24 protein-coding genes and 1 tRNA gene are annotated in these 23,987 nt (G+C 63.8%); 10 read left to right on the top strand and 15 right to left on the bottom strand.

Features of this window, described 5'->3' with window-relative positions:
- Window positions 1-367: 367 nt before the first annotated feature.
- From VJS90_RS12970 to VJS90_RS12930, 9 genes are all read right to left on the bottom strand, one after another.
- A complete protein-coding gene (locus VJS90_RS12970) occupies window positions 368-1,642 on the bottom strand; it encodes a tyrosine-type recombinase/integrase (RefSeq protein WP_324122089.1) in 1,275 nt (424 codons plus the stop codon).
- Between the two features lie 193 nt (window positions 1,643-1,835).
- Window positions 1,836-2,936 (bottom strand): redox-regulated ATPase YchF, encoded by a 1,101-nt coding sequence (ychF, locus tag VJS90_RS12965; RefSeq protein WP_324122053.1) that lies wholly within the window; start codon window positions 2,934-2,936, stop codon window positions 1,836-1,838.
- A gap of 21 nt (window positions 2,937-2,957) precedes the next feature.
- Window positions 2,958-3,542: an aminoacyl-tRNA hydrolase gene (pth, locus tag VJS90_RS12960; RefSeq protein ID WP_324122052.1), complete on the bottom strand. Its 585-nt coding sequence runs from the start codon at window positions 3,540-3,542 to the stop codon at window positions 2,958-2,960.
- Between the two features lie 76 nt (window positions 3,543-3,618).
- Complete coding sequence (locus VJS90_RS12955; RefSeq protein WP_324122051.1) at window positions 3,619-4,215, bottom strand: 50S ribosomal protein L25/general stress protein Ctc; 597 nt, start codon at window positions 4,213-4,215, stop codon at window positions 3,619-3,621.
- Window positions 4,216-4,354: 139 nt separating this feature from the next.
- Complete coding sequence (locus tag VJS90_RS12950) at window positions 4,355-5,296, bottom strand: ribose-phosphate pyrophosphokinase (protein WP_099773531.1); 942 nt, start codon at window positions 5,294-5,296, stop codon at window positions 4,355-4,357.
- Between the two features lie 48 nt (window positions 5,297-5,344).
- Window positions 5,345-5,419, bottom strand: a tRNA-Gln gene (locus VJS90_RS12945).
- A gap of 35 nt (window positions 5,420-5,454) precedes the next feature.
- Window positions 5,455-6,306, bottom strand: a complete 852-nt coding sequence (gene ispE / locus VJS90_RS12940) for a 4-(cytidine 5'-diphospho)-2-C-methyl-D-erythritol kinase (RefSeq protein ID WP_324122050.1) — start codon at window positions 6,304-6,306, stop codon at window positions 5,455-5,457.
- Window positions 6,307-6,308: 2 nt separating this feature from the next.
- Window positions 6,309-6,926, bottom strand: a complete 618-nt coding sequence (lolB, locus tag VJS90_RS12935) for a lipoprotein insertase outer membrane protein LolB (RefSeq protein WP_324122049.1) — start codon at window positions 6,924-6,926, stop codon at window positions 6,309-6,311.
- A 3-nt stretch (window positions 6,927-6,929) separates the two neighbouring features.
- The gene (locus tag VJS90_RS12930; RefSeq protein WP_324122048.1) at window positions 6,930-8,657 is read right to left on the bottom strand and encodes a tetratricopeptide repeat protein; all 1,728 of its coding nucleotides are present in this window, start codon (window positions 8,655-8,657) and stop codon (window positions 6,930-6,932) included.
- Between the two features lie 170 nt (window positions 8,658-8,827).
- Here VJS90_RS12930 and hemA point away from each other — a divergent pair, with 170 nt between their 5' ends.
- From hemA to VJS90_RS12900, 6 genes are all read left to right on the top strand, one after another.
- Window positions 8,828-10,105 carry a glutamyl-tRNA reductase gene (gene hemA, locus VJS90_RS12925; RefSeq protein ID WP_324122047.1) on the top strand — a complete coding sequence of 426 codons (1,278 nt, stop codon included), beginning with the start codon at window positions 8,828-8,830 and terminating at the stop codon, window positions 10,103-10,105.
- Entirely contained in the window at window positions 10,102-11,184 is a 1,083-nt protein-coding gene (prfA, locus tag VJS90_RS12920; RefSeq protein WP_324122046.1) for a peptide chain release factor 1, read from the top strand. Before hemA ends, prfA begins: the two co-directional genes overlap by 4 nt.
- A complete protein-coding gene (prmC, locus tag VJS90_RS12915) occupies window positions 11,184-12,014 on the top strand; it encodes a peptide chain release factor N(5)-glutamine methyltransferase (protein WP_324122045.1) in 831 nt (276 codons plus the stop codon). Before prfA ends, prmC begins: the two co-directional genes overlap by 1 nt.
- Window positions 12,008-12,763: a molybdopterin-synthase adenylyltransferase MoeB gene (locus tag VJS90_RS12910; RefSeq protein ID WP_324122044.1), complete on the top strand. Its 756-nt coding sequence runs from the start codon at window positions 12,008-12,010 to the stop codon at window positions 12,761-12,763. Before prmC ends, VJS90_RS12910 begins: the two co-directional genes overlap by 7 nt.
- On the top strand, window positions 12,756-13,553 hold the full coding sequence (gene murI, locus VJS90_RS12905) for a glutamate racemase (protein WP_324122043.1): 798 nt from the start codon (window positions 12,756-12,758) through the stop codon (window positions 13,551-13,553). Before VJS90_RS12910 ends, murI begins: the two co-directional genes overlap by 8 nt.
- Before the next feature lie 116 nt (window positions 13,554-13,669).
- Window positions 13,670-14,188 carry an acyloxyacyl hydrolase gene (locus tag VJS90_RS12900; RefSeq protein ID WP_324122042.1) on the top strand — a complete coding sequence of 173 codons (519 nt, stop codon included), beginning with the start codon at window positions 13,670-13,672 and terminating at the stop codon, window positions 14,186-14,188.
- 121 nt (window positions 14,189-14,309) lie between these two features.
- Here the strand turns inward: VJS90_RS12900 and phrB are convergent, their stop codons facing one another.
- The 4 genes from phrB to VJS90_RS12880 form a co-directional block, all read right to left on the bottom strand.
- On the bottom strand, window positions 14,310-15,728 hold the full coding sequence (phrB, locus tag VJS90_RS12895; protein ID WP_324122041.1) for a deoxyribodipyrimidine photo-lyase: 1,419 nt from the start codon (window positions 15,726-15,728) through the stop codon (window positions 14,310-14,312).
- Window positions 15,719-16,630, bottom strand: coding sequence for a MerR family transcriptional regulator (locus tag VJS90_RS12890; RefSeq protein WP_324122040.1), 912 nt, complete (start codon window positions 16,628-16,630; stop codon window positions 15,719-15,721). The genes phrB and VJS90_RS12890 overlap by 10 nt, the downstream gene beginning before the upstream one ends.
- Complete coding sequence (locus tag VJS90_RS12885; protein WP_324122039.1) at window positions 16,620-17,588, bottom strand: YbgA family protein; 969 nt, start codon at window positions 17,586-17,588, stop codon at window positions 16,620-16,622. Before VJS90_RS12885 ends, VJS90_RS12890 begins: the two co-directional genes overlap by 11 nt.
- Before the next feature lie 98 nt (window positions 17,589-17,686).
- Entirely contained in the window at window positions 17,687-18,673 is a 987-nt protein-coding gene (locus tag VJS90_RS12880; RefSeq protein ID WP_324122038.1) for an NAD(P)/FAD-dependent oxidoreductase, read from the bottom strand.
- Window positions 18,674-18,861: 188 nt separating this feature from the next.
- On the opposite strand from VJS90_RS12880, the gene VJS90_RS12875 reads away from it, so the two are divergent.
- Entirely contained in the window at window positions 18,862-19,767 is a 906-nt protein-coding gene (locus tag VJS90_RS12875) for a TIGR01777 family oxidoreductase (protein ID WP_324122037.1), read from the top strand.
- Between the two features lie 13 nt (window positions 19,768-19,780).
- The gene (gene hemH / locus VJS90_RS12870; protein ID WP_324122036.1) at window positions 19,781-20,794 is read left to right on the top strand and encodes a ferrochelatase; all 1,014 of its coding nucleotides are present in this window, start codon (window positions 19,781-19,783) and stop codon (window positions 20,792-20,794) included.
- 71 nt (window positions 20,795-20,865) lie between these two features.
- Here the strand turns inward: hemH and VJS90_RS12865 are convergent, their stop codons facing one another.
- Window positions 20,866-22,140, bottom strand: coding sequence for a uracil-xanthine permease family protein (locus tag VJS90_RS12865; protein ID WP_324122035.1), 1,275 nt, complete (start codon window positions 22,138-22,140; stop codon window positions 20,866-20,868).
- A 2-nt stretch (window positions 22,141-22,142) separates the two neighbouring features.
- Window positions 22,143-22,781 (bottom strand): uracil phosphoribosyltransferase, encoded by a 639-nt coding sequence (upp, locus tag VJS90_RS12860; protein WP_324122034.1) that lies wholly within the window; start codon window positions 22,779-22,781, stop codon window positions 22,143-22,145.
- A 166-nt stretch (window positions 22,782-22,947) separates the two neighbouring features.
- On the opposite strand from upp, the gene VJS90_RS12855 reads away from it, so the two are divergent.
- Complete coding sequence (locus VJS90_RS12855) at window positions 22,948-23,505, top strand: hypoxanthine-guanine phosphoribosyltransferase (protein WP_324122033.1); 558 nt, start codon at window positions 22,948-22,950, stop codon at window positions 23,503-23,505.
- A 3-nt stretch (window positions 23,506-23,508) separates the two neighbouring features.
- The gene (locus VJS90_RS12850) at window positions 23,509-23,982 is read left to right on the top strand and encodes a WbuC family cupin fold metalloprotein (protein ID WP_324122032.1); all 474 of its coding nucleotides are present in this window, start codon (window positions 23,509-23,511) and stop codon (window positions 23,980-23,982) included.
- Window positions 23,983-23,987 lie beyond the last annotated feature (5 nt).

The raw sequence follows: 23,987 nt of genomic DNA, 5'->3' as shown, positions 1-23,987 counted from the left end.
AGCGGCGTGACCTTGAAGGTTCGGGTCACCTGGGTGCTGCCAGCGGCAGCGCTTCGAGGCTTCTTTCTAGCGCCGGTGGGATGGCTGGGTCAATCAAGTTAGGCACTGCTCATTGCGCCAAAATTCGATAGCGGAAAGAGGTAGCCGTGAGTGGTGGTGAGTGGACGATGGGCCGTTTGTCGCCTTCTTGATGCGAGCCCCCTGTGCATGGGAATGCGGAGCCTTCCTATGCGCAGGGACTTTGACTGAAAAGCCGTCGTTCACGTCGTACCACGGCGACAGTCGCCACCGATGTCGCCTGCTGCCGGCCAAGTCGCACGTGGGATGTCGCCAGTGTCGCCGCTGTCGCCACACCGTGGACGCGTCTTTATCGGGCCATGCTCTTGGTGATCGGCGTAATATTCGTTTCCCCGCGCATCCATGCGTCGAGCATATCTGCCCACTGCTGCATCATGACTGTGCGATCTGCCAAGTATTCCGCCTGATTGTAGGTGCGTCGCACCGCGTTCGGTTCAGCATGGGCAAGTTGACGCTCAATCCAGTCTCCCGGATAGCCCAATTCATTGAGGCGGGTGCTCCCCGTGGTCCTGGTGGCATGAGGGCTGTACTTCCCACTCCAGCCCAAGGATTTCAGCATCTGGCGAAACGACGCCGCGACCATGGGTTTCGAGCGTTCATCTCGATGGGGGAAGAGGTGCTCGTATTTGCCAGTGACGGTTTGCAAGCCTCGTAACATTGCGACAGCCTGAGTTGGCAGGGGCACGTTGTGCTCTTTACGCTTCTTCATTCGCTCGGCCGGGATACGCCAGCGAGCTGCATCCAGGTCGAACTCTGCCCAGCGGGCTTCGACTGCTTCATTGGGTCTGCATAGCGTCAGCCACATCAGGCGAAAGGCGATTTCTGTTTCATGACGCCCGCAGTGGCCTTCCACGTCGCGTAAAAGCTGGCCAATTTCATCGGTTGTTAGCGGACGTTTGTGCTGAGTTTTGTTAGCGGGTAGGGCGCGGCGGACTGGATAGACCGGGTCTGTATCTGCTCGCAGCGTCGAGACGGCGAGTTCGAAAATACCGGACATGCTCCGTTTAGCCGCCGCAGCGACCGTCAGGCCGTTTTTCTTGGCGGAAGTAGTGAGCACATCAAGGATGTGGGCGGGGGTAATGCTCTTGATCGGCCACGGACCAATCTTCGGGAACACTACGCGTTCGAGCATTTCCAGACGCTTGACCTTGGTGATGTCTTCCCAGTCTTTGAGTGCCAGCCACTCCCGCGCGACCGCCTCGAATGTAGTGGCGTTGTCTTGCTGCTGCTTGATGCGTAGCAGTTGTCGATGTCTGGCGGGATTGATGCCTTGTTTCACCAGGTCTCGGGCCTTGATACGTTCTTCGCGTGCTTCTGCCAGGGTAAAGCGTCGACCTTTACGACGTGCCAGGGCGTCTTCATCACTCTCGCCACGGGGCGCAATGGCATAGTCACCCACCGCGAAGGTGCTTTCCTTGGTGGTGTCTGTGATACGGATACTGAATCGGTAGCGCCACGCTTTGGTGCCGTTGGGTTTGACCTCGAGATACAGGCCTTTTCCATCCGTGAGTTTGTAAGGTTTGTCCTTGGACTTCGCGGTGCGGCATTGGGTATCAGTAAGCATCGTCTGATCTCCGGTTTTCGCCATACCCGGTTTTTGAAATCGGGTTATGGGCGTCGTACCCGGAAGAGTAGTCAACGAACGCTCGGATCTCAATGGATGAAAATGGTGGCCCAAAAACACAAAACCCCCGTATCGCCTGACGATCACGGGGGTTTTGAAGGCTTTCAAGTACCGTGGAATTCCACGGCATCCATCAGACGTTAAAACGGAAGTGCATCACGTCACCATCCTTGACGATGTACTCCTTGCCTTCCAACCGCCACTTGCCCGCTTCCTTCGCGCCGCCTTCACCGTTGTACTGGATGAAGTCGTCGTAGGCGACCACTTCGGCACGGATGAAGCCTTTTTCGAAGTCGGTGTGGATCACGCCGGCGGCCTGTGGCGCGGTGGCGCCGATGCGCACGGTCCAGGCACGGACTTCCTGGACGCCTGCGGTGAAGTAGGTCTGCAGGTTGAGCAGGCCGTAACCGGCGCGGATGACACGGTTCAGGCCGGGCTCTTCGAGGCCGAGGGCCTCGAGGAACATGTCTTTCTCTTCGCCTTCATCGAGCTCGGCGATCTCGGCTTCGATCTTGTTGCACACCGGCACCACGACCGCGCCTTCTTCCTCGGCGATGGCCTTGACCACATCCAGGTGCGGGTTGTTCTCGAAGCCGTCTTCGGCGACGTTGGCGATGTACATGACCGGCTTGCTGGTCAGCAGATGGAAGCCGCGGATCACGGCCTTCTCATCGGCGCCCATGTCTTTCATCAGGCTGCGCGCAGGCTTGCCTTCGGTGAAGTGAGGGATGAGCTTCTCGAGGATGGCCTTTTGCGCCAGGGCGTCCTTGTCACCGCCCTTGGCGTTGCGGGCAACCTTCTGCAGCTGCTTCTCGCAGCTGTCGAGGTCGGCGAAGATCAGCTCGAGGTCGATGATCTCGATGTCGCGCTTGGGGTCGACGCTGTTGGAAACGTGGATCACGTTTTCGTCTTCGAAGCAGCGCACCACGTGGGCGATGGCGTCGGTCTCGCGGATGTTGGCGAGGAACTTGTTGCCCAGGCCTTCACCCTTGGAGGCACCGGCAACCAGGCCGGCAATGTCGACGAACTCCATGGTGGTCGGCAGCACGCGGTTCGGCTTGACGATGGCCGCGAGGGCATCGAGGCGCGCGTCGGGCATCGGCACGATACCGCTGTTCGGCTCGATGGTGCAGAAGGGGAAGTTCTCAGCTGCGATACCGGACTTGGTCAGCGCGTTGAACAGGGTGGACTTGCCGACGTTGGGCAGGCCGACGATGCCGCAATTGAAACCCATGGGAATTCCCCTCTTGAGAGATCAGGCCTTCTGGCTGTGCAGTTCGCGCATCGCCTTGGCGAAGTCGCCAGCGAGCACATCGGGCAGCACGCCGAGGGCAAAGTCGATGCTGGCGTCGAGCTTGTCCTGCTCGGTGCGCGGCGCGCGACCCAGGACGAAGTTGGAGACCAGCTTGGCATCCCCCGGGTGGCCGATGCCGAGCCGCAGGCGATGAAAGTCGTTCTGGTTGCCGAGCTGCGCGATGATGTCGCGCAGGCCGTTGTGCCCACCATGGCCGCCGCCGCGCTTGAGCTTGGCAACGCCGGGGGGCAGGTCGAGTTCGTCGTGCGCCACCAGGATGGCCTCCGGTCTGATCCGGAAGAAATTGGCCAATGCCGCCACGGACTGGCCGCTGCGGTTCATGTAGGTGGTGGGAATCAGCAAACGAACATCGTTGCCTTGATGGCTGAATTTAGCCGTCAGGCCGAAATACTTACGGTCAGCGTTCAATGACACACGCTGGGCGCTGGCAATACGTTCAACGAAAAGAGCCCCTGCGTTATGCCGGGTCTGTTCGTATTCGGGGCCGGGATTTCCCAGGCCGACGATCAACTGGATGGCGGTCACGTAGGGGCTCTTCCTTGGAGTTGGTGGGTTACGGTGCGCGGCACTGTAACCCGATCAACACCGGCGCGCGAGTGGATTACTCGGCAGCGCCTTCTTCAGCTTCTGGAGCAACGCGCGGTGCGTGGACGTTGGCAACAGCCTTGTCATCACCGTGGGCCAGGGCTACGAACTCGACGCCTTTCGGAGCTTTGAGGTCCGACAGGTGGATGATGGTGCCGATTTCGGCATTGCCCAGGTCGACTTCGATGAACTCAGGCAGGTCCTTGGCTTCGCAGGACACTTCGATCTGCGATTCAACGTGCGAGATCTCGCCGCCTTTCTTGACCGGCGCTTCTTCGTTGATGAAGTGCACAGGAACAACAGCGGTCAGCTTCTGGCCAGCAACGACGCGAACGAAGTCGGCGTGCATGATGAACTGCTTGGCTGGGTGACGCTGCATGGCCTTGACGATGACGTTCTGCTTTACGCCGTCAACGTTCAGCTCGATCACGTGGCTGAAGGCAGCCTCGTTTTCGAACAGCTTGGCGATTTCCTTGGCCACGATGGTCAGGGACTGGGCTTCTTTATCGCCACCGTATACAACGGCAGGGATGCTCAGAGCGTGACGCAGGCGGCGGCTCGCACCTTTCCCCAGGTCAGTACGCGCTTGTGCGTTCAGGATGAAATCGGTCATTTTGCTTCTCCAAAATAGCCAGCCCCGAGTGGCGCTTGCGACCAGCGCCAACGCGGGGTGGGCAAAAAAGCCCCGCCCCAACGGAAGTGTTGGGGCGGGGCGCTTTTCATCAACGGGTGTTTCGCGTGGGGCAGGGCCCTTAGCGGAACATCGCGCTGATCGATTCTTCGTTGCTGATGCGGCGGACCGCCTCGGCGACGACCGGTGCGATATCCAGCTGGCGGATACGGTCACAGGCTTGTGCTGCAGCGGACAGCGGGATGGTGTTGGTCACCACCAGCTCGTCCAGCACGGATTTCTCGATGTTCTCGATCGCCCGACCCGAGAGGACAGGGTGCGTGCAGTAGGCATAGACCTTCGCAGCGCCGTGTTCTTTCAGGGCCTTGGCCGCGTGGCACAGGGTGCCGGCGGTGTCGACCATGTCGTCTACCAGGATGCAGGTGCGCCCTTCGACGTCGCCGATGATATGCATCACTTCGGAGTGATTGGCCTTTTCACGGCGTTTATCGATGATACCCAGGTCGACGCCCAGGGACTTGGCAACGGCACGTGCACGCACGACGCCACCGATGTCCGGGGAGACAATCATCAGGTTCTCGAAACGCTGGTCTTCGATATCGTCGACCAGAACGGGCGAGCCGTAGATGTTGTCGACGGGAATATCGAAGAAACCCTGGATCTGGTCAGCGTGCAGGTCGACGGTGAGAACACGGTCGATACCCACGACAGTGAGCATGTCAGCGACAACTTTGGCGCTGATGGCTACACGTGCCGAACGCGGACGGCGGTCCTGGCGGGCGTATCCGAAGTACGGAATCACGGCGGTGATTCGGGAGGCTGAGGAGCGGCGGAAGGCATCGGCCATCACTACCAGTTCCATCAGGTTATCGTTGGTTGGCGCGCAAGTCGGCTGAATGATGAAGACGTCTTTACCGCGGACGTTTTCATTAATCTCAGTGCTGATTTCGCCGTCGGAGAATTTGCCGACAGAAACATCACCCAGTGGGATATGCAGCTGACGTACGACACGCCGAGCCAGATCGGGGTTAGCGTTCCCCGTAAAGACCATCATCTTGGACACGCGCAGTACCTGAAGGCTGAGGGTATACCTGGATGAGTATAAGGAAAATGGCAGGGGCGGCTGGATTCGAACCAACGCATGGCAGGATCAAAACCTGCTGCCTTACCGCTTGGCGACGCCCCTGTATCTGTTGCTTTCGAGTACCTGATACTCGATTCCTAGAGCAGACTTTGCAGCGTGCGATGCAACATCGAAATGTTGCTTCCTTTTGCCACAAACCCTGTTTGGGTCTCTGAAAGAAGGGCCAGAACTTTATCAGCTTCAGCTTTGCTTGGGAAGGCCCCAAACACACAACTTCCAGTTCCGGTCAGTCTTGCATCAGTGAACTTGCCAAGCAAATTCAACGAGTTACGTACTTCTGGGTAACTCTGCTCAACGACCGGTTGGCAGTCATTACGACTGTTTCCCTTGGGAACGGGGCGCATCTTAAGGGGCAAGGAATCACGTGTCAACAGCGGATGTGAAAAAATTTCTGCTGTACTAACAGCGACTTGCGGGACGAGCACGACGTACCAAGGCTCTTCGGGATCGACCGGGGTAAGCTGTTCGCCGACACCTTCGGCGAAGGCGGCATGCCCGCGCACGAACACCGGCACGTCCGCGCCAAGGGTCAGGCCCAGCTCGGCGAGCTGGTCGAGGGTGCAGTCCAGCTTCCACAGATGAGCCAGGCCCAGCAAGGTGGTGGCCGCATCCGAACTGCCGCCGCCAATGCCGCCGCCCATGGGCAGGACCTTGCGCAACCAGATATCGGCGCCCAGCGGACAGCCGGACAATTGTTGCAGCTGGCGCGCGGCGCGCACGATCAGGTTGCTGTCATGGGGCACCGAGTCGATGGCGTCGTGCAAGCGGATGTCACCGTCCTGGCGCACCGCGAAACCCAGCTCGTCGGCATGGTCGATGAACTGGAAGACGGTTTCGAGCAGGTGATAGCCGTCCGGACGGCGGCCCAGGATGTGCAACCACAGGTTGAGCTTGGCGGGAGCGGGCAGTACCAGTGTTGCGTGCCGCATGCTCAAAGGCCCAGCTGGCGCGGCTGCCAGTCCTTGACCACCAGGGTCACGTCGAGGTTCTCGCCGTGCAACTTCAGGCGTTCTGGCAGCCAGTAGCCGTTCTGCTCGGCGTAGCTCAGGTATTCGACCTTCCAGCCATCCTGGGCGAGGCTCGCCAGGCGGCTGTCGCCATCAAGGGTAAGCTGGCTCTTGCTGTCGGGCGCGGGCAGGCCGCGCACCCACCAGACCAGGTGCGAAACCGGCAGGCGCCAGCCGAGTTGTTCTTCGAGCAGGGTCTCCGGGCTTTCAGCTTCATAGCGGCCCTGGTTGGCCACCTCCAGCACCACGCCGCCGGGGCGCCCGGTCAGGCGCGCGGCGCCGCGGCCGAGCGGGCCGGCCAGGCGGATGTCGTAGTAGTCCTGGCGCTGCAGCCAGAACAACGTGCCACTGCCCGAGTCGCGCGGGGCACGGATGCCGACCTTGCCGTTGATCTGCCAGCCGTCGAGGGCGGTCAGCTGCTGCTTGTGCTCGCGCCACTGCTGAGGGTTGCCCTGGCCCTGCAAGGCCTCGCGCGAACCAAAGCCGGCGCAGCCCGCCAGCAGGGCGATCAGGGTGAGGGTGATGCAATGGCGCATGAACATGGTCTAGAGAGTCTCGGATCCGGTCAGGCGCAGGACAGTCTTGCGCAGGATAGGGCTGTCGGGCTGGGTTTCGAAGGCATCGGCCCAGACCTGGCGCGCCTCGCGGCGCTTGCCATTGGCCCAGAGCACTTCACCCAGGTGAGCGGCGACTTCATGGTCGGGGTAACGCTCCAGGGCCAGGCGCAACAGGCGTTCGGCCTCGTCGAGGTTGCCCAGGCGGTAGTTGATCCAGCCCAGGCTGTCGAGCACGGCCGGATCATCCGGGTTGATCTGGTGCGCCTTGTCGATCAGCGCCTTGGCTTCGGCCAGGCGGCTGGTGCGATCGGCCAGGGTGTAGCCAAGGGCGTTCAGCGCCATGGCGTTTTCGGGCTCGCGGGAGATGATCGCGCGCAGGTCTTTCTCCATCTGCGGCAGGTCGTCACGCTTTTCGGCCAGCATGGCGCGCGTGTAGAGCAGGTTGAGGTCGTCGGGGTAGCGCTGGATGGCCTGCTGCAGCACCTGGTCGGCCTGAGCCTGCTTGCCGTTGTTGCCCAGGCTTTCGGCTTCGATCAGGTAGAGCTGGATGGCGTAGTCGGGCTGGGCCTCGCGTGCCTCGGCCAGCAGCCGGGAGGCCTCGGCGCTGCGGCCGTTGGCGATGAGGATATCGGACTGGCGCAGCAGCGCTGGCAGGTAGTCGGTGCCTGGGCCTACGAGCGCGTATTCGCGCAGCGCGCCTTCAGGGTCGTTGCGTTCTTCGCGGATACGGCCAAGGTTGAGGTGCGCGGCGTCGACATTGCTGTCGCGTTCGACCAGCTCCTGCAGATAGCCCTCGGCCTCGTCCCATTCCTTGTTTTCAAGGCTCACCAGCGCCAGGGAGTAACGCAGCTCGTCATCCTCGGGGTACTGCTGGACCAGGCTGACGAACTCGGCCTTGGCGTCGGCCAGGCGGTCCTGCTCGACCAGCATGCGCGCATAGGTCAGGCGCAGGCGCTTGTCATCAGGGTTCTCGCTGATGGCCTTGCGCAGCAGCGGCAGTGCGTCAGGACCACGGTCAACGGCTTGCAGCAGGCGTGCCCGCAGCAGGATCGGGGCGATCTCGCCTTCCTGCGGCGGGTGCTCTTCAAGCAGGTCGAGCGCGGCCTGGGCGTTGCCGTCCTGCTGCAGCAGCAAGGCCTTGCCAAACACCAGCTGGCCGTTGTCGGGGTACTTGACCAGCAGGCGGTCGAAGCTCTGTTGCAGGCCATCGCGGGTCGACTGGTCGGTCTCGGCGGCCGACAGGGCGAGGAAGTCGAAGTGGGTATCGCCCTGGCCCTGGAGCACCTTTTCCATGTAGGTCATGGAGTCGTCGTAGCGACCCGCGCGGGCCAGCTGGATGGCGGCCGCGCGCTGGGCATCGAGGTTCTTCGCGTCGTTGCGCGCCCAGATGAGGGCCGTGTCGAGGGCGGGCTCGTCGGCGCCCAGGTACTCGGCGATGCGGTAGGCCCGTTCGGACACGGCCGGATCCTGGGTCTTGATGGCCTGGTCGACATAGTTCTGCAGAGCGATGTCGAAGCGATTGCGCTGGCCTGCCAGCTCCGCGGTCAGCAGGCTGTACAGCGTTTCCTGGCTGAACGAGCCGTACACCACGGGCGCCGCCGGTTCTGCCGGGGTGACGTCGGCGGCCGGGGCTGCGGCCTCCCGGCTTTGCGGGGCCAGGCTCTGGCAGCCCTGGAGCAGGGCGAGGGCAAGCAGCAATGCGTAGGATCTATTCATAAATGAGGGCTTTGTACGGCTAACCGGCGGTCAGAACATCATGACACAAGCACAGGGGCAAAACCCACCTGCGATGGACTCGGTTTATTAGGACAATAGCGAACGGTGGTTGTTCTGAATCCTGCGAAGTAGGACAATTATCGGCTTCCCGTCACAACCAGCGACCTTGCATGGCCTTTCTTGCCCTCGGTATCAACCATAAGACTGCCTCGGTAGACGTACGCGAGCGCGTGGCGTTTACTCCAGAGCAGCTGGTCGATGCCTTGCAGCAGCTGTGTCGGCTGACCGCCAGCCGCGAGGCGGCGATCCTGTCGACCTGCAACCGTAGCGAGCTTTATATAGAGCAGGACCACCTGGCAGCCGACAGCGTGCTGCGCTGGCTGGCCGAGTATCACCAGCTGAGCCTCGACGAACTGCGCGCCTGCGCCTACGTCCACGAAGAGCACGACGCCGTCCGGCACATGATGCGGGTCGCCTCCGGGCTCGACTCGCTGGTGCTGGGCGAGCCGCAGATTCTGGGCCAGATGAAGTCGGCCTACGCCGTGGCGCGCGAGGCCGGCACCGTCGGGCCGTTGCTCGGGCGCCTGTTCCAGGCCACGTTCAGCGCCGCCAAGCAGGTGCGCACCGACACCGCCATCGGCGAGAACCCGGTATCGGTGGCGTTTGCCGCCGTCAGCCTGGCCAAGCAGATCTTCAGCGACCTGGGTCGCAGCCAGGCGCTGCTGATCGGTGCGGGCGAAACCATCACCTTGGTCGCCCGCCACTTGCACGAGCAGGGGGTGCGCCGCATCGTCGTCGCCAACCGCACGCTGGAGCGTGCGAGTATCCTGGCCGAGCAGTTCGGCGCGCACGCGGTGCTGCTGGCCGATATTCCCCAGGAGCTGGCCAACAGCGACATCGTCATCAGCTCCACCGCCAGCCAGTTGCCGATCCTGGGCAAGGGCGCCGTCGAAAGCGCGCTCAAGCAGCGCAGGCACAAGCCGATCTTCATGGTCGACATTGCCGTGCCGCGGGATATCGAGGCACAGGTCGGCGAGCTGGACGATGTCTACCTTTATACCGTCGATGATCTGCATGACGTGGTCGCCGAAAACCTCAAGAGCCGCCAGGGCGCGGCCCAGGCCGCGGAAGAACTGGTAACGGCCGGCGCCGAGGATTTCATGGTGCGCCTGCGCGAGCTGGCGGCGGTGGATGTGCTCAAGGCCTACCGCCAGCAGAGCGAACGCCTGCGCGACGAAGAACTGAACAAGGCCCAGCGCCTGCTGGCCAACGGCGCCAACCCCGACGAGGTGTTGGCGCAACTGGCGCGCGGCCTGACCAACAAGCTGCTGCACGCCCCCAGCGTGCAGCTGAAAAAGCTCTCAGCCGAAGGCCGCCTCGATGCGCTGGCCATGGCTCAGGAACTCTTTGCCCTCAATGAGGGTTCGACGGATAAAACCCCGCAATGAAAGCGTCGCTGCTCAATAAACTGGACACGCTCCAGGACCGCTTCGAGGAACTGACCGCCCTGCTGGGCGATGCCGAGGTCATCAGCGACCAGACGCGTTTTCGCGCCTATTCGCGCGAGTACGCCGAAGTCGAGCCGGTGCACATCGCCTACCAGGCATGGCGCAAGGTCCAGGATGACCTCGAGGGCGCCCAGGCGCTGCTCAAGGACGCCGACCCCGACCTGCGCGAGATGGCCGTCGAGGAAGTCCGCGACGCCAAGGACCAGCTGGTCGTGCTCGAGTCGCAGCTGCAGCGCATGCTGCTGCCCAAGGACCCGAATGACGGGCGCAACGTGTTCCTGGAGATCCGTGCCGGCACCGGTGGCGACGAGGCGGCGATCTTCTCGGGTGACCTGTTCCGCATGTATTCGCGCTATGCCGAGCGGCGTGGCTGGCGCCTCGAGATCCTCTCGGAAAACGAAGGCGAGCACGGCGGCTACAAGGAGATCATCGCCCGGGTCGAAGGCGACAGCGTGTACGGCAAGCTCAAGTTCGAGTCGGGCGCGCACCGCGTGCAGCGGGTGCCCGAGACCGAATCCCAAGGGCGTATCCATACCTCGGCATGCACCGTGGCGGTGCTGCCAGAGCCGGACGAGCAGGTAGCGATCGAGATCAATCCGGCCGACCTGCGCGTGGACACCTACCGCGCCTCGGGCGCGGGCGGTCAGCACATCAACAAGACCGACTCGGCCGTGCGCATCACCCACTTGCCGACCGGGATTGTCGCCGAGTGCCAGGAGGAGCGGTCGCAGCACAAGAACCGCGCCCGTGCCATGCAGTGGCTGTCGGCCAAGCTCAACGACATCCAGACCAGCGCGGCGCAGAACGCCATCGCCACCGAGCGCAAGCTGTTGGTGGGTTCCGGAGACCGCTCCGAGCGCATTCGCACGTACAACTATCCACAGGGGCGGGTGACCGATCACCGCATCAACCTGACCCTGTACTCGCTCGACGAAGTCCTGGCCGGCGGTGTCGACGCCGTGATCGAGCCGCTGCTGGCCGAATACCAGGCCGACCAACTCGCCGCCCTGGGGGATTGATGACCATCATCGCCAGCCTGCTGCGCGCCGCGCAGCTGCCGGATTCGCCCACCGAGCGCCTGGACGCCGAACTGCTGCTCGCCGCCGCCATCGGCAAGTCGCGCAGCTACCTGCACACCTGGCCGGAGCGGATCGTCAGCAGCGAGGCGGCGCAGACCTTCGCCAGCTACCTTGCGCGCCGCCGCGGCGGCGAACCGGTGGCCTACATTCTCGGGCAGCAGGGGTTCTGGAAGCTCGACCTCGAGGTCGCGCCGCATACCCTGATCCCGCGCCCTGACACCGAATTGCTGGTCGAAACCGCGCTTGAACGGGTGCCGGCAAGCCCCGCGCGGGTGCTTGACCTGGGCACCGGCACCGGCGCCATCGCCCTGGCCCTGGCGAGCGAATGCCCGGCCTGGCAGGTGACCGCGGTCGATCGCATCGACGAAGCCGTGGCGCTGGCCGAACGCAATCGCCAGCGGTTGCGCCTCGAGAATGTGCAGGTGCGGACCAGCCACTGGTTCGACAGCCTCGCCGGCGAGCATTTCGACCTGATTCTCAGCAACCCGCCGTACATTGCCGCCGAAGACCCGCACCTGGTGGCCGGCGACGTGCGTTTCGAGCCGAGCAGCGCGCTGGTCGCGGGCGCCGATGGCCTGGACGACCTGCGCACGATCATCGCCCAGGCTCCGGATTACCTGCTGCCAGGTGGCTGGCTGTTGCTCGAACACGGTTTCGACCAGGCCGCCGCGGTTCGCGCGCTGCTTGCCGAGCGCGGCTTTGCCGACGTGGACAGCCGCCGCGACCTGGGCGGGCACGAACGCATCAGCCTGGGACGCCTGCCATGCTGAGCGACCAGGAACTGCTGCGCTACAGCCGGCAGATCCTGCTGGCGCAGGTAGACATCGATGGCCAGTTGAAACTCAAGCAAAGCCGGGTACTGATCGTCGGTCTCGGTGGCCTGGGTTCGCCGGCGGCGCTTTACCTGGCCGCGGCGGGTGTTGGCGAGCTGCACCTGGCGGACTTCGACACGGTCGATGTGACCAACCTGCAGCGCCAGATCCTCCATGACAGTGCTACCGTCGGCCTGAGCAAGGTCGACTCGGCCTTGCAGCGCCTGGGCGCGATCAACCCCGAGATCACCCTCGTCGCGCACCGCCAGGCGCTGGACGAGGACTCGCTGGCGGCTGCCGTTTCGGCGGTCGACCTGGTGCTCGACTGCTCCGATAACTTCGGTACCCGTGAAGCGGTCAACGCAGCCTGCGTCGCGGCTGGCCGCCCATTGGTCAGTGGCGCCGCGATCCGTCTCGAGGGCCAGCTCTCGGTATTCGACCCGCGCCAGGCCACCAGCCCGTGCTACCACTGCCTCTACGGGCATGGCAGCGAGGCCGAGCTGACCTGCAGCGAAGCGGGGGTGATCGGGCCTCTGGTCGGCCTGGTCGGCAGCCTGCAAGCACTCGAAGCGCTGAAGCTGCTGGCCGGGTTCGGCGAGTCCCTGGTAGGGCGGCTGCTGTTGATCGATGCCCTGGGCACGCGCATGCGTGAACTGCGGGTCAAGCGCGACCCGGCCTGCACGGTGTGCGGCGCGCGGCATGGCTGAGCACCTGGCGCCGGTCGGCGTGATGGACTCCGGCGTCGGTGGCCTGTCGGTGCTGCGCGAGATCCAGAACCTGTTGCCGGATGAGTCGTTGCTCTATGTGGCCGACTGCGGCCATGTGCCCTATGGCGAAAAGTCCCCGGACTACATTCGCCAGCGCTGCAGGCTGATCGCCGACTTTTTCCACGCCCAGGGCGCCAAGGCCATGGTGCTGGCGTGCAACACCGCCACGGTCGCCGCGGTCGCCGACCTGCGTGAGCGCTATCCCGGCTGGCCGCTGGTAGGCATGGAGCCTGCGGTCAAGCCCGCCGCGGCGGCCACCCGCTCGGGTGTCGTCGGGGTGCTGGCGACCACCGGGACCTTGCAGAGCGCGAAATTCGCCGCCTTGCTCGACCGCTTCGCCAACGATGTGCAGGTGGTGACCCAGCCCTGCCCAGGGCTGGTGGAATGCATCGAGAAGGGTGACTTGAACAGCCCGGTGCTGCGGCAGTTGCTGCAGGGCTACGTGCAGCCCTTGCTGGCCGCCGGTTGCGACACCCTTATCCTGGGCTGCACCCATTACCCGTTCCTGCGTCCGCTGCTGGCCGACCTGGTCCCGGCCGACGTGGCGATCATCGACACTGGCGCCGCGGTGGCGCGGCAGCTGCAGCGCCTGCTGCGCGAGCGCGAATTGCTGGCGGCCGGGCCAGCGCGCGAGCCGCAATTCTGGACCAGTGCCCGCGCCGAAGACCTGACAACCATCCTGCCAATGCTGTGGAAGAAATCCGCCGGTGTGCAACGCTTCACGTTGTAAAAAAAACGTGAAAAAAGCGATGCAAAAGCTGAACTATCGTACTACCGGCGATTTCTACAGATCTGTCTGAAGAGGCAGAATAATTAACAACAGCACTAGGAAAAAGGATGTTTCTCATGAAGAAACTGTTTTGTGTGGCGGCGATTGCCGCTGTGACCCTGGGGCAAGCATTCACCGCGCAGGCGGCAGACGTATCACTGTCGGTAGGGCAGACCGGCGATTCAACCATGGTCTACCGGCTGGGCCTGCAATCCAACTGGGACAAGAGCTGGTGGCAGACCAGTGTCGGGCGCCTGACCGGTTACTGGGATGGGGCCTACACCTTCTGGGATGGCGACGAGACGGCCAGCAACCACAGCCTGTCGTTCGCACCGGTGTTCGTCTATGAGTTCGCCGGCGACTCGGTCAAACCTTACATCGAGGCGGGCATCGGCGTCGCGGCATTTTCCAGCACCGAGCTTGAAAGCAATCAGCTGGGTTCTTCCTTCCAGTTCGAAGACCGCATCGGCTTCGGCCTGCGCTTCGCCGGCGGCCATGAGGTCGGTGTGCGGGCTATCCACTACTCCAACGCCGGCATCACATCGGACAATGATGGTGTCGAGAGCTACAGCCTGCATTACCGCATGCCGCTCTGACCTGCGCGGCTGCCCTGGCCTGCAGGGCAGCCGGTTGATCACCGGGACGATGGCGCACCACCCGCGGCTCGACGCTCCCCGTCAACAGAGGCAGGGCGCTGGATGGCTCAGCTCTCGGGTATCAAGCGGACAGGGACTTGAATGCCTCAAGTGCCCGTTGACGGCTTTCGCCCAGGTCCACGATCTGCTGATGATAGGGACAACCTGACGAGCCCGCTGCCTTTGAGGCGGGTGAATGGATGACTTTCTTGTCCACCGCCGCCAGTTCCGGTATCCACTGCCGGATGAACACACCTTTGGCGTCGAAACGCTGGGATTGGGTGACCGGGTTGAATATCCGGAAGTACGGGACCGAATCCGTGCCTGTCGAAGCGCTCCATTGCCAGCCCCCATTGTTGGCCGCCAGGTCGCCATCGATCAGGTGACGCATGAAGTGCCGCTCTCCCAGGCGCCAGTCGATCAGCAGGTTCTTGGTCAGGAACATGGCCACCACCATGCGCAGGCGGTTGTGCATCCAGCCGGTGGCGAGCAGCTGGCGCATGGCCGCGTCGATCAGCGGAAAGCCGGTGCGGCCCTCTTCCCAGGCCTTGAGTTCTTCGGGGGCATCGCGCCAGGGCAAGGCTTCGGTGTGCGAGCGGAAGGCGCGATGACGCGACACCTGTGGATAACCGACCAGAATGTGTTTGTAGAACTCGCGCCATAACAGTTCGTTGACCCAGGTCTGCACGCCGCTGCTGCCACCGTCGAACTCGCCGCGGTTGTTCGACATCGCCGCATGCAGGCACTGGCGTGGGGAGATCACGCCAGCGGCCAGGTACGCGGAGAGCTGGCTGGTGCCAGGCTCGGCCGGGAAATCGCGCTGGTGCAGGTAATCATCGACATCTTCATCGATGAAGGTCTGCAACCGGCGCTGGGCTTCTTGCTCCCCGGCGGGCCAGAGGTCGCGCAGGCTTTGCGCCGGTGACGCGAACCCCTGGATGTGCTCGGGCACCGCGTCGCTGTCGACCGGCACGGGTGCCTGGCGATGCACCTGTGGCGCCATGGCGGGCAGGCTACGGTGCAGGTGTTCGTGACAGGCTCTGCGGAACTGGCCGAACACCTGGTAGTAATGGCCGTTGCGGGTCAGGAGGGTGCCTGGCGCGAACAGCAGCTGGTCGAGGTAGCTGTGGGCACCGATACCGGACGCCTTGAGCAGGTCGCGGGTGGTTTCATCGCGGACGGTTTCGTTGACGCCGTACTCGTCGTTCCAGTGCACCGCCTCGATCTTGAGCTCGCGGCAGAGCTTGAGCAGGGCCTTGGGCACCTTGTCCCAGGTATCGACCTTGCGGATGAGCAAGGGAATATTCAGTTTTCCGAGTGACTGCTGCAACTCGCGCAGGTTGCGCAGCCAGAAATCGACCTTGCACGGCGCATCGTCGTGCGCGCGCCATTGCCCGGGGCTGACGATCCACACCGCCACGGTGGGCCCGCGTTCGCAGGCAGCGCTCAGGGCGGTGTTGTCGTCGATACGCAAGTCGCTGCGCAGCCAGATCAGTTGCATTGAGGGGTGTCTCCGGTGGATGGGGCGTCGCTCAGTTGTTGCAGCCTGTGCAGCGTGGCCTGAGGGGTGTCGAGCAAATAAAGGCCGGGCGCTTGCAGTGCATGCAGGTCGGCCTGATGGATGGGCAGGGCAGGGCCGCTCAGCAGCTTGGGCAGCGCGATCAAGGGCAGGCTGCGCTGCAAATCTGGCAAGTCGATGCGCCGACCCAGGCTCATGACCAGGGCGCGCGGTTGCAATTGCCGGACGGCCTCGCGCAACTGGCTGCCGGTCACCGGCCACTCAAGCACCTCGACCGGGTAACCGCTGCTGCTGAGCAGCCAGGCGCACAGCCACAGGTGCGCGTCGAACGCCTGGTCGCTGGTGCTGACGATCAGCACCGGCGGGCCCTCGAGCGAATGGTTGTTGTGATAGACCCGCGTGCCCAGCTTGCTGCGCAGCCAGGAGTGGAAAAACACCTGCTCGAGCTGAGCATTGAAAGGGCTCAGCCAGCGCCGGGCCAAGGTATCGAGTACCGGCAGCAGCAGGCGTTCGCAGAGGGTCACGGCCGGGTAGAGCGCCATGGCCTGATTGAGCTGCTGGTCAAGCGGACGTTGGGCGAGCTTGCCGATGGCTTCGACCAGTTGCTGGCAGCGCACCGGCCAGTCGCCTTGGGGAGAGGGCGCCACGGCCTGTTGCTCGCTGTCGAGCAGCGCGCGTACCTGGCCCACCGAGGCGCCGCGTTCTAGCCAGCGCAGAATGGCCTGCACCCGCTGCACCTGCTCGGGCGAGTAGAGCCGGTGGCCCTTGCTGGTGCGCTCGGGCGCGAGCAGACCATAGCGGCGCTCCCAGGCGCGCAGGGTCACCGGATTGACCCCGGTCAGGCGCGCGACTTCACGGATGGGCACCGGCGTTTCAGATGACATTGCGCAGGCCCATGCTCGCGGGATGCGGGTTGAGGTAAGCCTGCTGCAGCAGGTACGGGTCCGGGTGGTTATGCAGATGATGCTTGAGCAGGGTCATGGGCACCACCAACGGCACGATGCCCTTCTGGTACTCGCTGATCAGGCGCTGCAGTTCCGATCTGTCGTCGGTGCTCAGGTCATCGCGCAGATAACCGACCAGGTGCTGCAGCACATTGCAATGTGTGCCACGGCTGGCGCAGCGGCGCAGGGCCTGCATCAGCTGGCCAAAATAGCGCGCGCCGATCGCCTGTGGATCGTCCTCGCGGCTCATGGTGCCCAGCAGCCGGCCCAGCGCGCGATAGGCCTGGGGGTTGTGGGCCATCAGCAGGTACTTGTAGCGCGAGTGGTAGCGGATCAGCGCGCCGCGGCTGAGTCCTTCGGCCAGCAGCTGCTGCCAGTCGGCATAGGCGTACACGCGGGTTATGAAGTTTTCACGCAGCACCGGATCATGCAAGCGCCCTTCCTCTTCGACCGGCAGGTCAGGGCGGCGGGCGCAGAACGCTTCGGCATAGGCACCGCGTCCCCGCTTGACCGCCGGATGGCCATTTTCCTGATAGACCTTGACGCGTTCGAGGCCGCACGACGGCGATTTCTGCATGAATACGTAGCCACAGATATCGGTGAGTTCGGCCGCCATCTGCTCACCGTAGGCGCGCAGCGGGCCAGCCAGGTCGAGGGAGGGATTGCGGCTGCCGGTGACCGCAGGGTGGTCCGGGTCGCCGACCAGGCGAATGGCTTCACGCGGGATGCCCAGGCCGATGGCAACCTCGGGGCACAGTGCTACCCAGTCGAAGTGCTCGTCGAACAGGTCGCGGCACAGGGCCGAGGATTTGTGTCCGCCGTTGAAACGCACGTTGTCGCCGGTGAGGCAGGCGCTGATACCGATACGGGGTTTGTCGTGGGGCGCTGGGTTGTTCATCACTGCCTCCAGGAATACTTGTACAGATGACTTTTCCTGTACAAGTAAATTCCATCACAGTGGGCAGCGCATGAAAACAGGTTTCTGCTGTCTGGCGATTATTCGTTGTGCTCGAGGAGCCTGCGGGCTGCCTCCTGGCCGCTGAGCCATGCGCCTTCGACCCGGCCGGACAGGCACCAGTCACCACACACATACAGCCCGTGATCGGCATCGGCCAGCGCGCCCCATTCGTGGGCTGCTGCCGGCCGGGCGTAGAGCCAGCGGTGGGCGAGGGCGAAGGTGGGCTCCGGGACCACGCAGCCGACCAGTTCGGCGAATTCGCCCCAGAGGTGTTCGATGACCGCTTCGCGGGACAGGTCGATGTGCTGCTTGCTCCAGTTCGACGAGGCATGCAGCACCCAGGTATCGAGCTGCTCGTCGCGCCCCGGCTTGCTGCGGTTGCGGGCCAGCCAGTCGAGTGGGTTGTCCTGCACGAAGCAGCCTTGCATGGGGGTATCCAGGGGCGTCTGGAAGCCTAGGGCGATGGCCCAGGTGGGCTCCATCTGCACGCCCGCGGCGACGGCGGCCAGCTTCGGGGTGGCGGCCAGCAATGGCGTGGCCTGTGGCGCCGGCACGGCGATCACCACGCTGCTGAACGGGCCATGGCTGCAGCCCTCGGTATCCTGCAGGTGCCAGTACTGCTTGCCGCGGAAGACCTCGGCGATGCGGCAGCCAAAATTGACCGTGACGTCCTTGAGCATCCCTCGGGTGATCGCGCTCATGCGCGGCACACCCACCCAGCGTACCTGTTCATCGGGCGAGGGGGTGAGTTCGCCGTTACGGTAGTTGTACAGCTGCGGCTTCCACTGCTCGGCCCAGCCGGCGCTCACCCATTGCTGGATCTGGTCGGTGAAGCGGCGGTCGCGGGCGGTGAAGTACTGGGCGCCGAGATCGAGCGCGCCGGCCTCGCTGCGTTTGCTGGCCATGCGGCCACCGCTGCCGTGGCCCTTGTCGAACAGGTGAACGGTCTGCCCGCCCTTCTGCAGGGCTTGGGCGGCGGACAGGCCGGCGATGCCGGCCCCGATGATTGCGATAGGTACTGTCATGTTGGCCTCTTCGAACCTTGCTGAGGGCAGGCTACGCTGCTTGGCAAACCTGTACAATGCCCAAAACTTGTATAAGGTTATTCCGCTCGATAGGACAGGTTGGCCTATGTTTTATCCGAGAGCCTTGGGTTAAAAAAGTGCCTTGCTTTTAAAAATAGACCAAGGCCACGCCTCAAGAGGACACAGCCATGCATATATTGCTGACCGGCGGTACGGGCCTGATCGGCCGACACCTCTGCCACTTCTGGCGCGGACAGGGGCATCGCCTGACGGTCTGGAGTCGCAGCCCGAGCGAGGTGCCCAGGCGGTGTGGCCCTGGGGTGCGCGGCATCGCGCGGCTCGAAGAGCTGGCCGCCGATGATCCGGTCGACGCCGTGATCAACCTGGCCGGTGCGCCGATTGCCGATCGGCCCTGGACGGCCTCGCGGCGCACACTGTTGTGGGCCAGCCGCATCACGCTCACCGAGCAATTGCTGGCCTGGTTGCGAAGCCGCGAGCAGAAGCCCGCGGTGCTGGTGTCCGGCTCGGCCGTGGGGTGGTATGGGGATGGCGGCGAGCGGGAACTCAACGAGGCCTCGCCACCGGTGAAGGAGGACTTCGCCAGCCAGTTGTGCATCGCCTGGGAAGAGACCGCGCAGCGCGCCCAGGCGCTGGGTATTCGCGTGGTGCTGGTGCGTACCGGGCTGGTGCTGGCCAGCGATGGCGGCTTCCTGTCACGCTTGCGCCTGCCGTTCAAGCTGGGCCTGGGCGGGCCGCTGGGTGATGGGCGGCAGTGGATGCCCTGGGTGCACATCGACGATCAGATCGCCCTGATAGATTTTCTGGTGCAGCACGCCGATGCCAGCGGTCCCTATAATGCCTGCGCGCCTGAACCGGTGCGCAACCGCGAGTTTGCCAGGCGCCTGGGCAAGGCCTTGCATCGCCCGGCGGTGCTGCCGCTGCCCGCACTGCTGCTGCGCGCCGGCCTGGGTGAGTTGTCTGTACTGCTGCTCGGTGGGCAGCGCGCGCGACCGGTGCGCCTGCAGGCGGCCGGGTTCACTTTCCGCTTCAACGATCTGCAATCGGCGCTGGACAATCTTTCCAGTCGCCTCTGAAATAGGACGCTGCATGACCGATCACGCTCTGCTGCTGGTCAACCTGGGCTCGCCGGCCTCAACCTCGGTGACCGATGTGCGCCGCTACCTCAACCAGTTCCTGATGGACCCCTACGTGATTGACCTGCCGTGGCCGATGCGGCGGTTGCTGGTGTCGCTGATCCTGGTCAAGCGCCCGGCGCAGTCGGCCCATGCCTATGCCTCGATCTGGTGGGATGAAGGCTCGCCGTTGGTGGTGCTTACCCGGCGCCTGCGCGCGGCGATGCTAGAACACTGGCCCCACGGCCCGGTCGAAATCGCCATGCGCTATGGCCAGCCGTCGATACCCGAGGTACTCGAGCGCCTGGCCGCCCAGGGCGTGCGCAAGGTGACCCTGGCGCCGCTTTATCCACAATTCGCTGACAGCACCGTGACCACGGTGATCGAGCAGGCCCGGCAGACCCTCGAGCAGCAGCGGCTGCCCCTGCAGATGAGCGTGCTGAAGCCGTTCTATGACAGGCCCGAGTACATCGAGGCCCTGGTGGCCAGTGCCAGGGAGCACCTGCAGCAGGATTACGACCACTTGCTGCTGAGTTTCCACGGCCTGCCCGAGCGTCACCTGAAGAAGCTCGACCCTACCGGCACGCACCGTTTCCAGGACCCGGACTGCTGCAAGGACGCCAGTCCAGAGATGCGCGCCGTGTGCTATCGCGGGCAATGCCTGGCCACTGCCAAGGCGTTCGCCCGGCAGATGGGCATTCCTGACGGCAAGTGGTCGGTGTCGTTCCAGTCGCGGCTGGGCCGGGCGAAGTGGATCGAACCCTATACCGAGACGCGGCTTGATGAGCTTGGCAAGGCGGGTGTGAAAAAGCTGCTGGTGATGTGCCCAGCGTTTGTCGCCGATTGCATCGAGACCCTCGAAGAGATCGGTGATCGCGGGCGCGAGCAGTTCATCGAGGCGGGGGGAGAGGAGCTGGTGCTGGTGCCGTGCCTGAATGACGATCCGCAGTGGGCGCGGACGTTGGCAGGGATGTGCGAGCGGGCGTGATGTTCAGGTTGCCAGTGCGGGCCTCTACGCGGCCCGCGCTGGCAACCTGAAATCAACTGGATGAACCCGAATCAGGGCATCTGTTCATCCAGCGGCTTTTTCTTCCAGCTGTCATTGCCCGGCAGCAACAGGTTCAGCGCGATCGCCACCACGGCGCACAGGGCAATACCCTTCAGGCCCCAGTCATCCGGACCATCGCCACTGCCCACCAGCACACCGCCAATACCGAACACCAGGGTCACCGAGACGATCACCAGGTTGCGCGCCTCGGACAGGTCGATCTTGTGGCGGATCATGGTGTTCAGGCCCACCGCCGCGATCGAGCCGAACAGCAGGCAGAGAATGCCGCCCATCACCGGAACCGGAATGCTCTGCAGCAATGCGCCGAACTTGCCGATGAACGCCAGCACGATGGCGAACACCGCCGCCCAGGTCATGATCTTCGGGTTGTAGTTCTTGGTCAGCATCACCGCGCCCGTCACTTCGGCGTAGGTAGTGTTGGGCGGACCGCCCAGCAGGCCAGCCGCGGTGGTGGCCAGGCCATCGCCGAGCAGGGTGCGGTGCAGGCCGGGGGTTCTCAGGTAGTCCCGCCCGGTCACGCTGCCCACCGCGATCACCCCACCGATATGCTCGATGGCCGGCGCCAGTGCAACTGGCACGATGAACAGGATCGCCTGCCAGTTGAACGCGGGTGCGGTGAAGTTGGGCAGCTCAAGCCAAGGCGCCGCGGCGATCTTGGCGGTATCGACCACGCCAAAGGCGAACGACAGGCCAAAGCCCACCAGCACGCCCGCGATGATCGGCACCAGGCGGAAAATGCCCTTGCCGAAGACCGCGACGATCAGCGTGGTCAGCAAGGCCGGCATGGAGATCAGCATGGCCGTGCCGTAAGGCACCAGCACGCTGCCGTCACCGCCCTTGCCCATGGCCATGTTGGCGGCGATCGGCGCCATTGCCAGGCCGATGGAAATGATCACCGGGCCGATTACCACCGGCGGCAGCGTGCGGTCGATGAAGCCGGTGCCCTTGATCTTCACGGCAAGGCCCATGAAGGTGTAGACGAAGCCGGCCGCCATGATCCCGCCCATGGTCTCGGCCAGGCCGAACTGGCCCTTGGCGAGAATGATCGGGGTGATGAAGGCAAAGCTCGATGCCAGGAACACCGGTACCTGGCGACCCGTGACCAGCTGGAACAGCAAGGTCCCAAGGCCCGCCGTGAACAGCGCGACGTTAGGGTCCAGGCCGGTGATCAGCGGCATTAGCACCAGCGCGCCAAATGCCACGAAGAGCATCTGCGCGCCCGAGACGACCTGGCGCCAGAGCGGGTCGTTGAAGCCGTCCTGCATGCTCAAGCGTCCTTCTGCTTGGTGCCGAAGATCTTGTCTCCGGCATCGCCAAGGCCTGGGATGATGTAGCCGTCTGCGTTCAGGCGCTCGTCAATCGAGGCGGTGTAGATCTTCACGTCCGGGTGAGCCGTCTCGACCGTGGCGATGCCCTCGGGGGCAGCGACCAGGACCATCGCGCGGATGTCGCGGCAACCGGCCTTTTTCAGCAGGTCGATGGTGGCGACCATCGACGCGCCGGTGGCCAGCATCGGGTCGATGATCAGCGCCAGGCGCTGGTTGATTTCGGGGGCGAGCTTTTCCAGGTAGGTGTGCGCCTCGAGGGTTTCCTCGTTGCGCGCAACGCCCACGGCGCTGACCTTGGCGCCCGGGATCAGGCTGAGCACGCCGTCGAGCATGCCGATGCCGGCACGCAGGATCGGCACGACAGTGATCTTCTTGCCAGCGATCTTCTCGACTTGTACCGTGCCACACCAGCCTTCGATTTCGTAGGTTTCCAGGGGCAGGTCCTGGGTGGCTTCGTAGGTCAGGAGGGCGCCGACTTCCTGGGCAAGTTCGCGGAAGTTCTTGGTGCTGATATCGGCACGGCGCATGAGGCCGAGCTTGTGACGGATCAGCGGATGGCGGATCTCACGGGTAGGCATAGGGGGAAGGCTCCGGAATGCGGGCAAAAAAACCGCGCTAGATTAATCTATTCAGCCACGGGTGTCCTGTAGTCCTTTAGCACGGTAGTCCATTACTACTTGATCTGATGCGTGCGGGTGCGTACCTTTGCCCGCTTTTCTCAACCGCCACCCCCCGGAGAGCGTCATGTCCGCCGATCTCGAGCACATCCGTCAAGTCATGCGCGAGGCTGACTGCCTGTACAACGAAGCCCAGGTGGAAGCCGCCATCGCCCAGGTCGGCGAGCAGATCTGCCAACAACTGGCCGACACCAATCCCGTGGTGTTCTGCGTGATGAACGGCGGCCTGATTTTCGCCGGCAAGCTGTTGACGCACCTGCAGTTTCCACTGGAAGCCTCGTACCTGCACGCCACTCGCTACCGTAACCAGACCAGCGGTGGCGAGCTGTTCTGGAAAGCCAAGCCGGAAGTCTCGTTCATCGACCGCGACGTGCTGATCGTCGACGACATCCTGGATGAAGGCCACACCCTCAGCGCGATCATCGACTTCTGCAAGCATGCCGGCGCCCGCAACGTGTACACCGCGGTGCTGATCGACAAGGACCATGACCGCAAGGCCAGCCCGGACCTCAAGGCCAACTTCGTCGGCCTGCCGTGCGTCGACCGTTACATCTTCGGCTACGGCATGGACTACAAAGGCTACTGGCGCAACGCCAATGGCATTTTCGCCGTCAAAGGGATGTAAGCCATGCGCCAGCCTGCGTTCATCGATCAATCGTTGTTTGCCGGGCTGGCTGAAAAGGCCGCCGGCAATCCCCGTGGGCGCCAGCACCACAACTTCCATGAGATGGCCGACCCGTGCCATCGCATGGCGGTGGGGCTGCAGCCAAGCACCTATATTCCGCCACATCGCCACCTGAGCGATGACAAGGCCGAATGCCTGATCGTGCTCAAGGGCCGGCTGGGCCTGCTAATCTTCGATGACCAGGGGCAGGTGACCGACAAGCGCGTGCTGCAGGCCGGCGGCGACTGCCTGGGCGTGGACCTTGCGCCCGGCACCTACCATGGGTTGGTGGTGCTGGAGGCCGACAGCATTCTGTTCGAGTGCAAGGCCGGCCCGTATCGGCCGGTCGGCGAAGGCGAGCATGCCCACTGGGCGCCGCGCGAGGGTGAAGACGGCGTCGCCGAGTACCAGGCCTGGATGCTCGCGCAGTTTGCATGACCCCC

Source organism: Pseudomonas sp. (assembly GCF_035277045.1).
Taxonomy (GTDB): domain Bacteria; phylum Pseudomonadota; class Gammaproteobacteria; order Pseudomonadales; family Pseudomonadaceae; genus Aquipseudomonas.
This window is presented reverse-complemented; position numbering and strand designations above follow the sequence as displayed.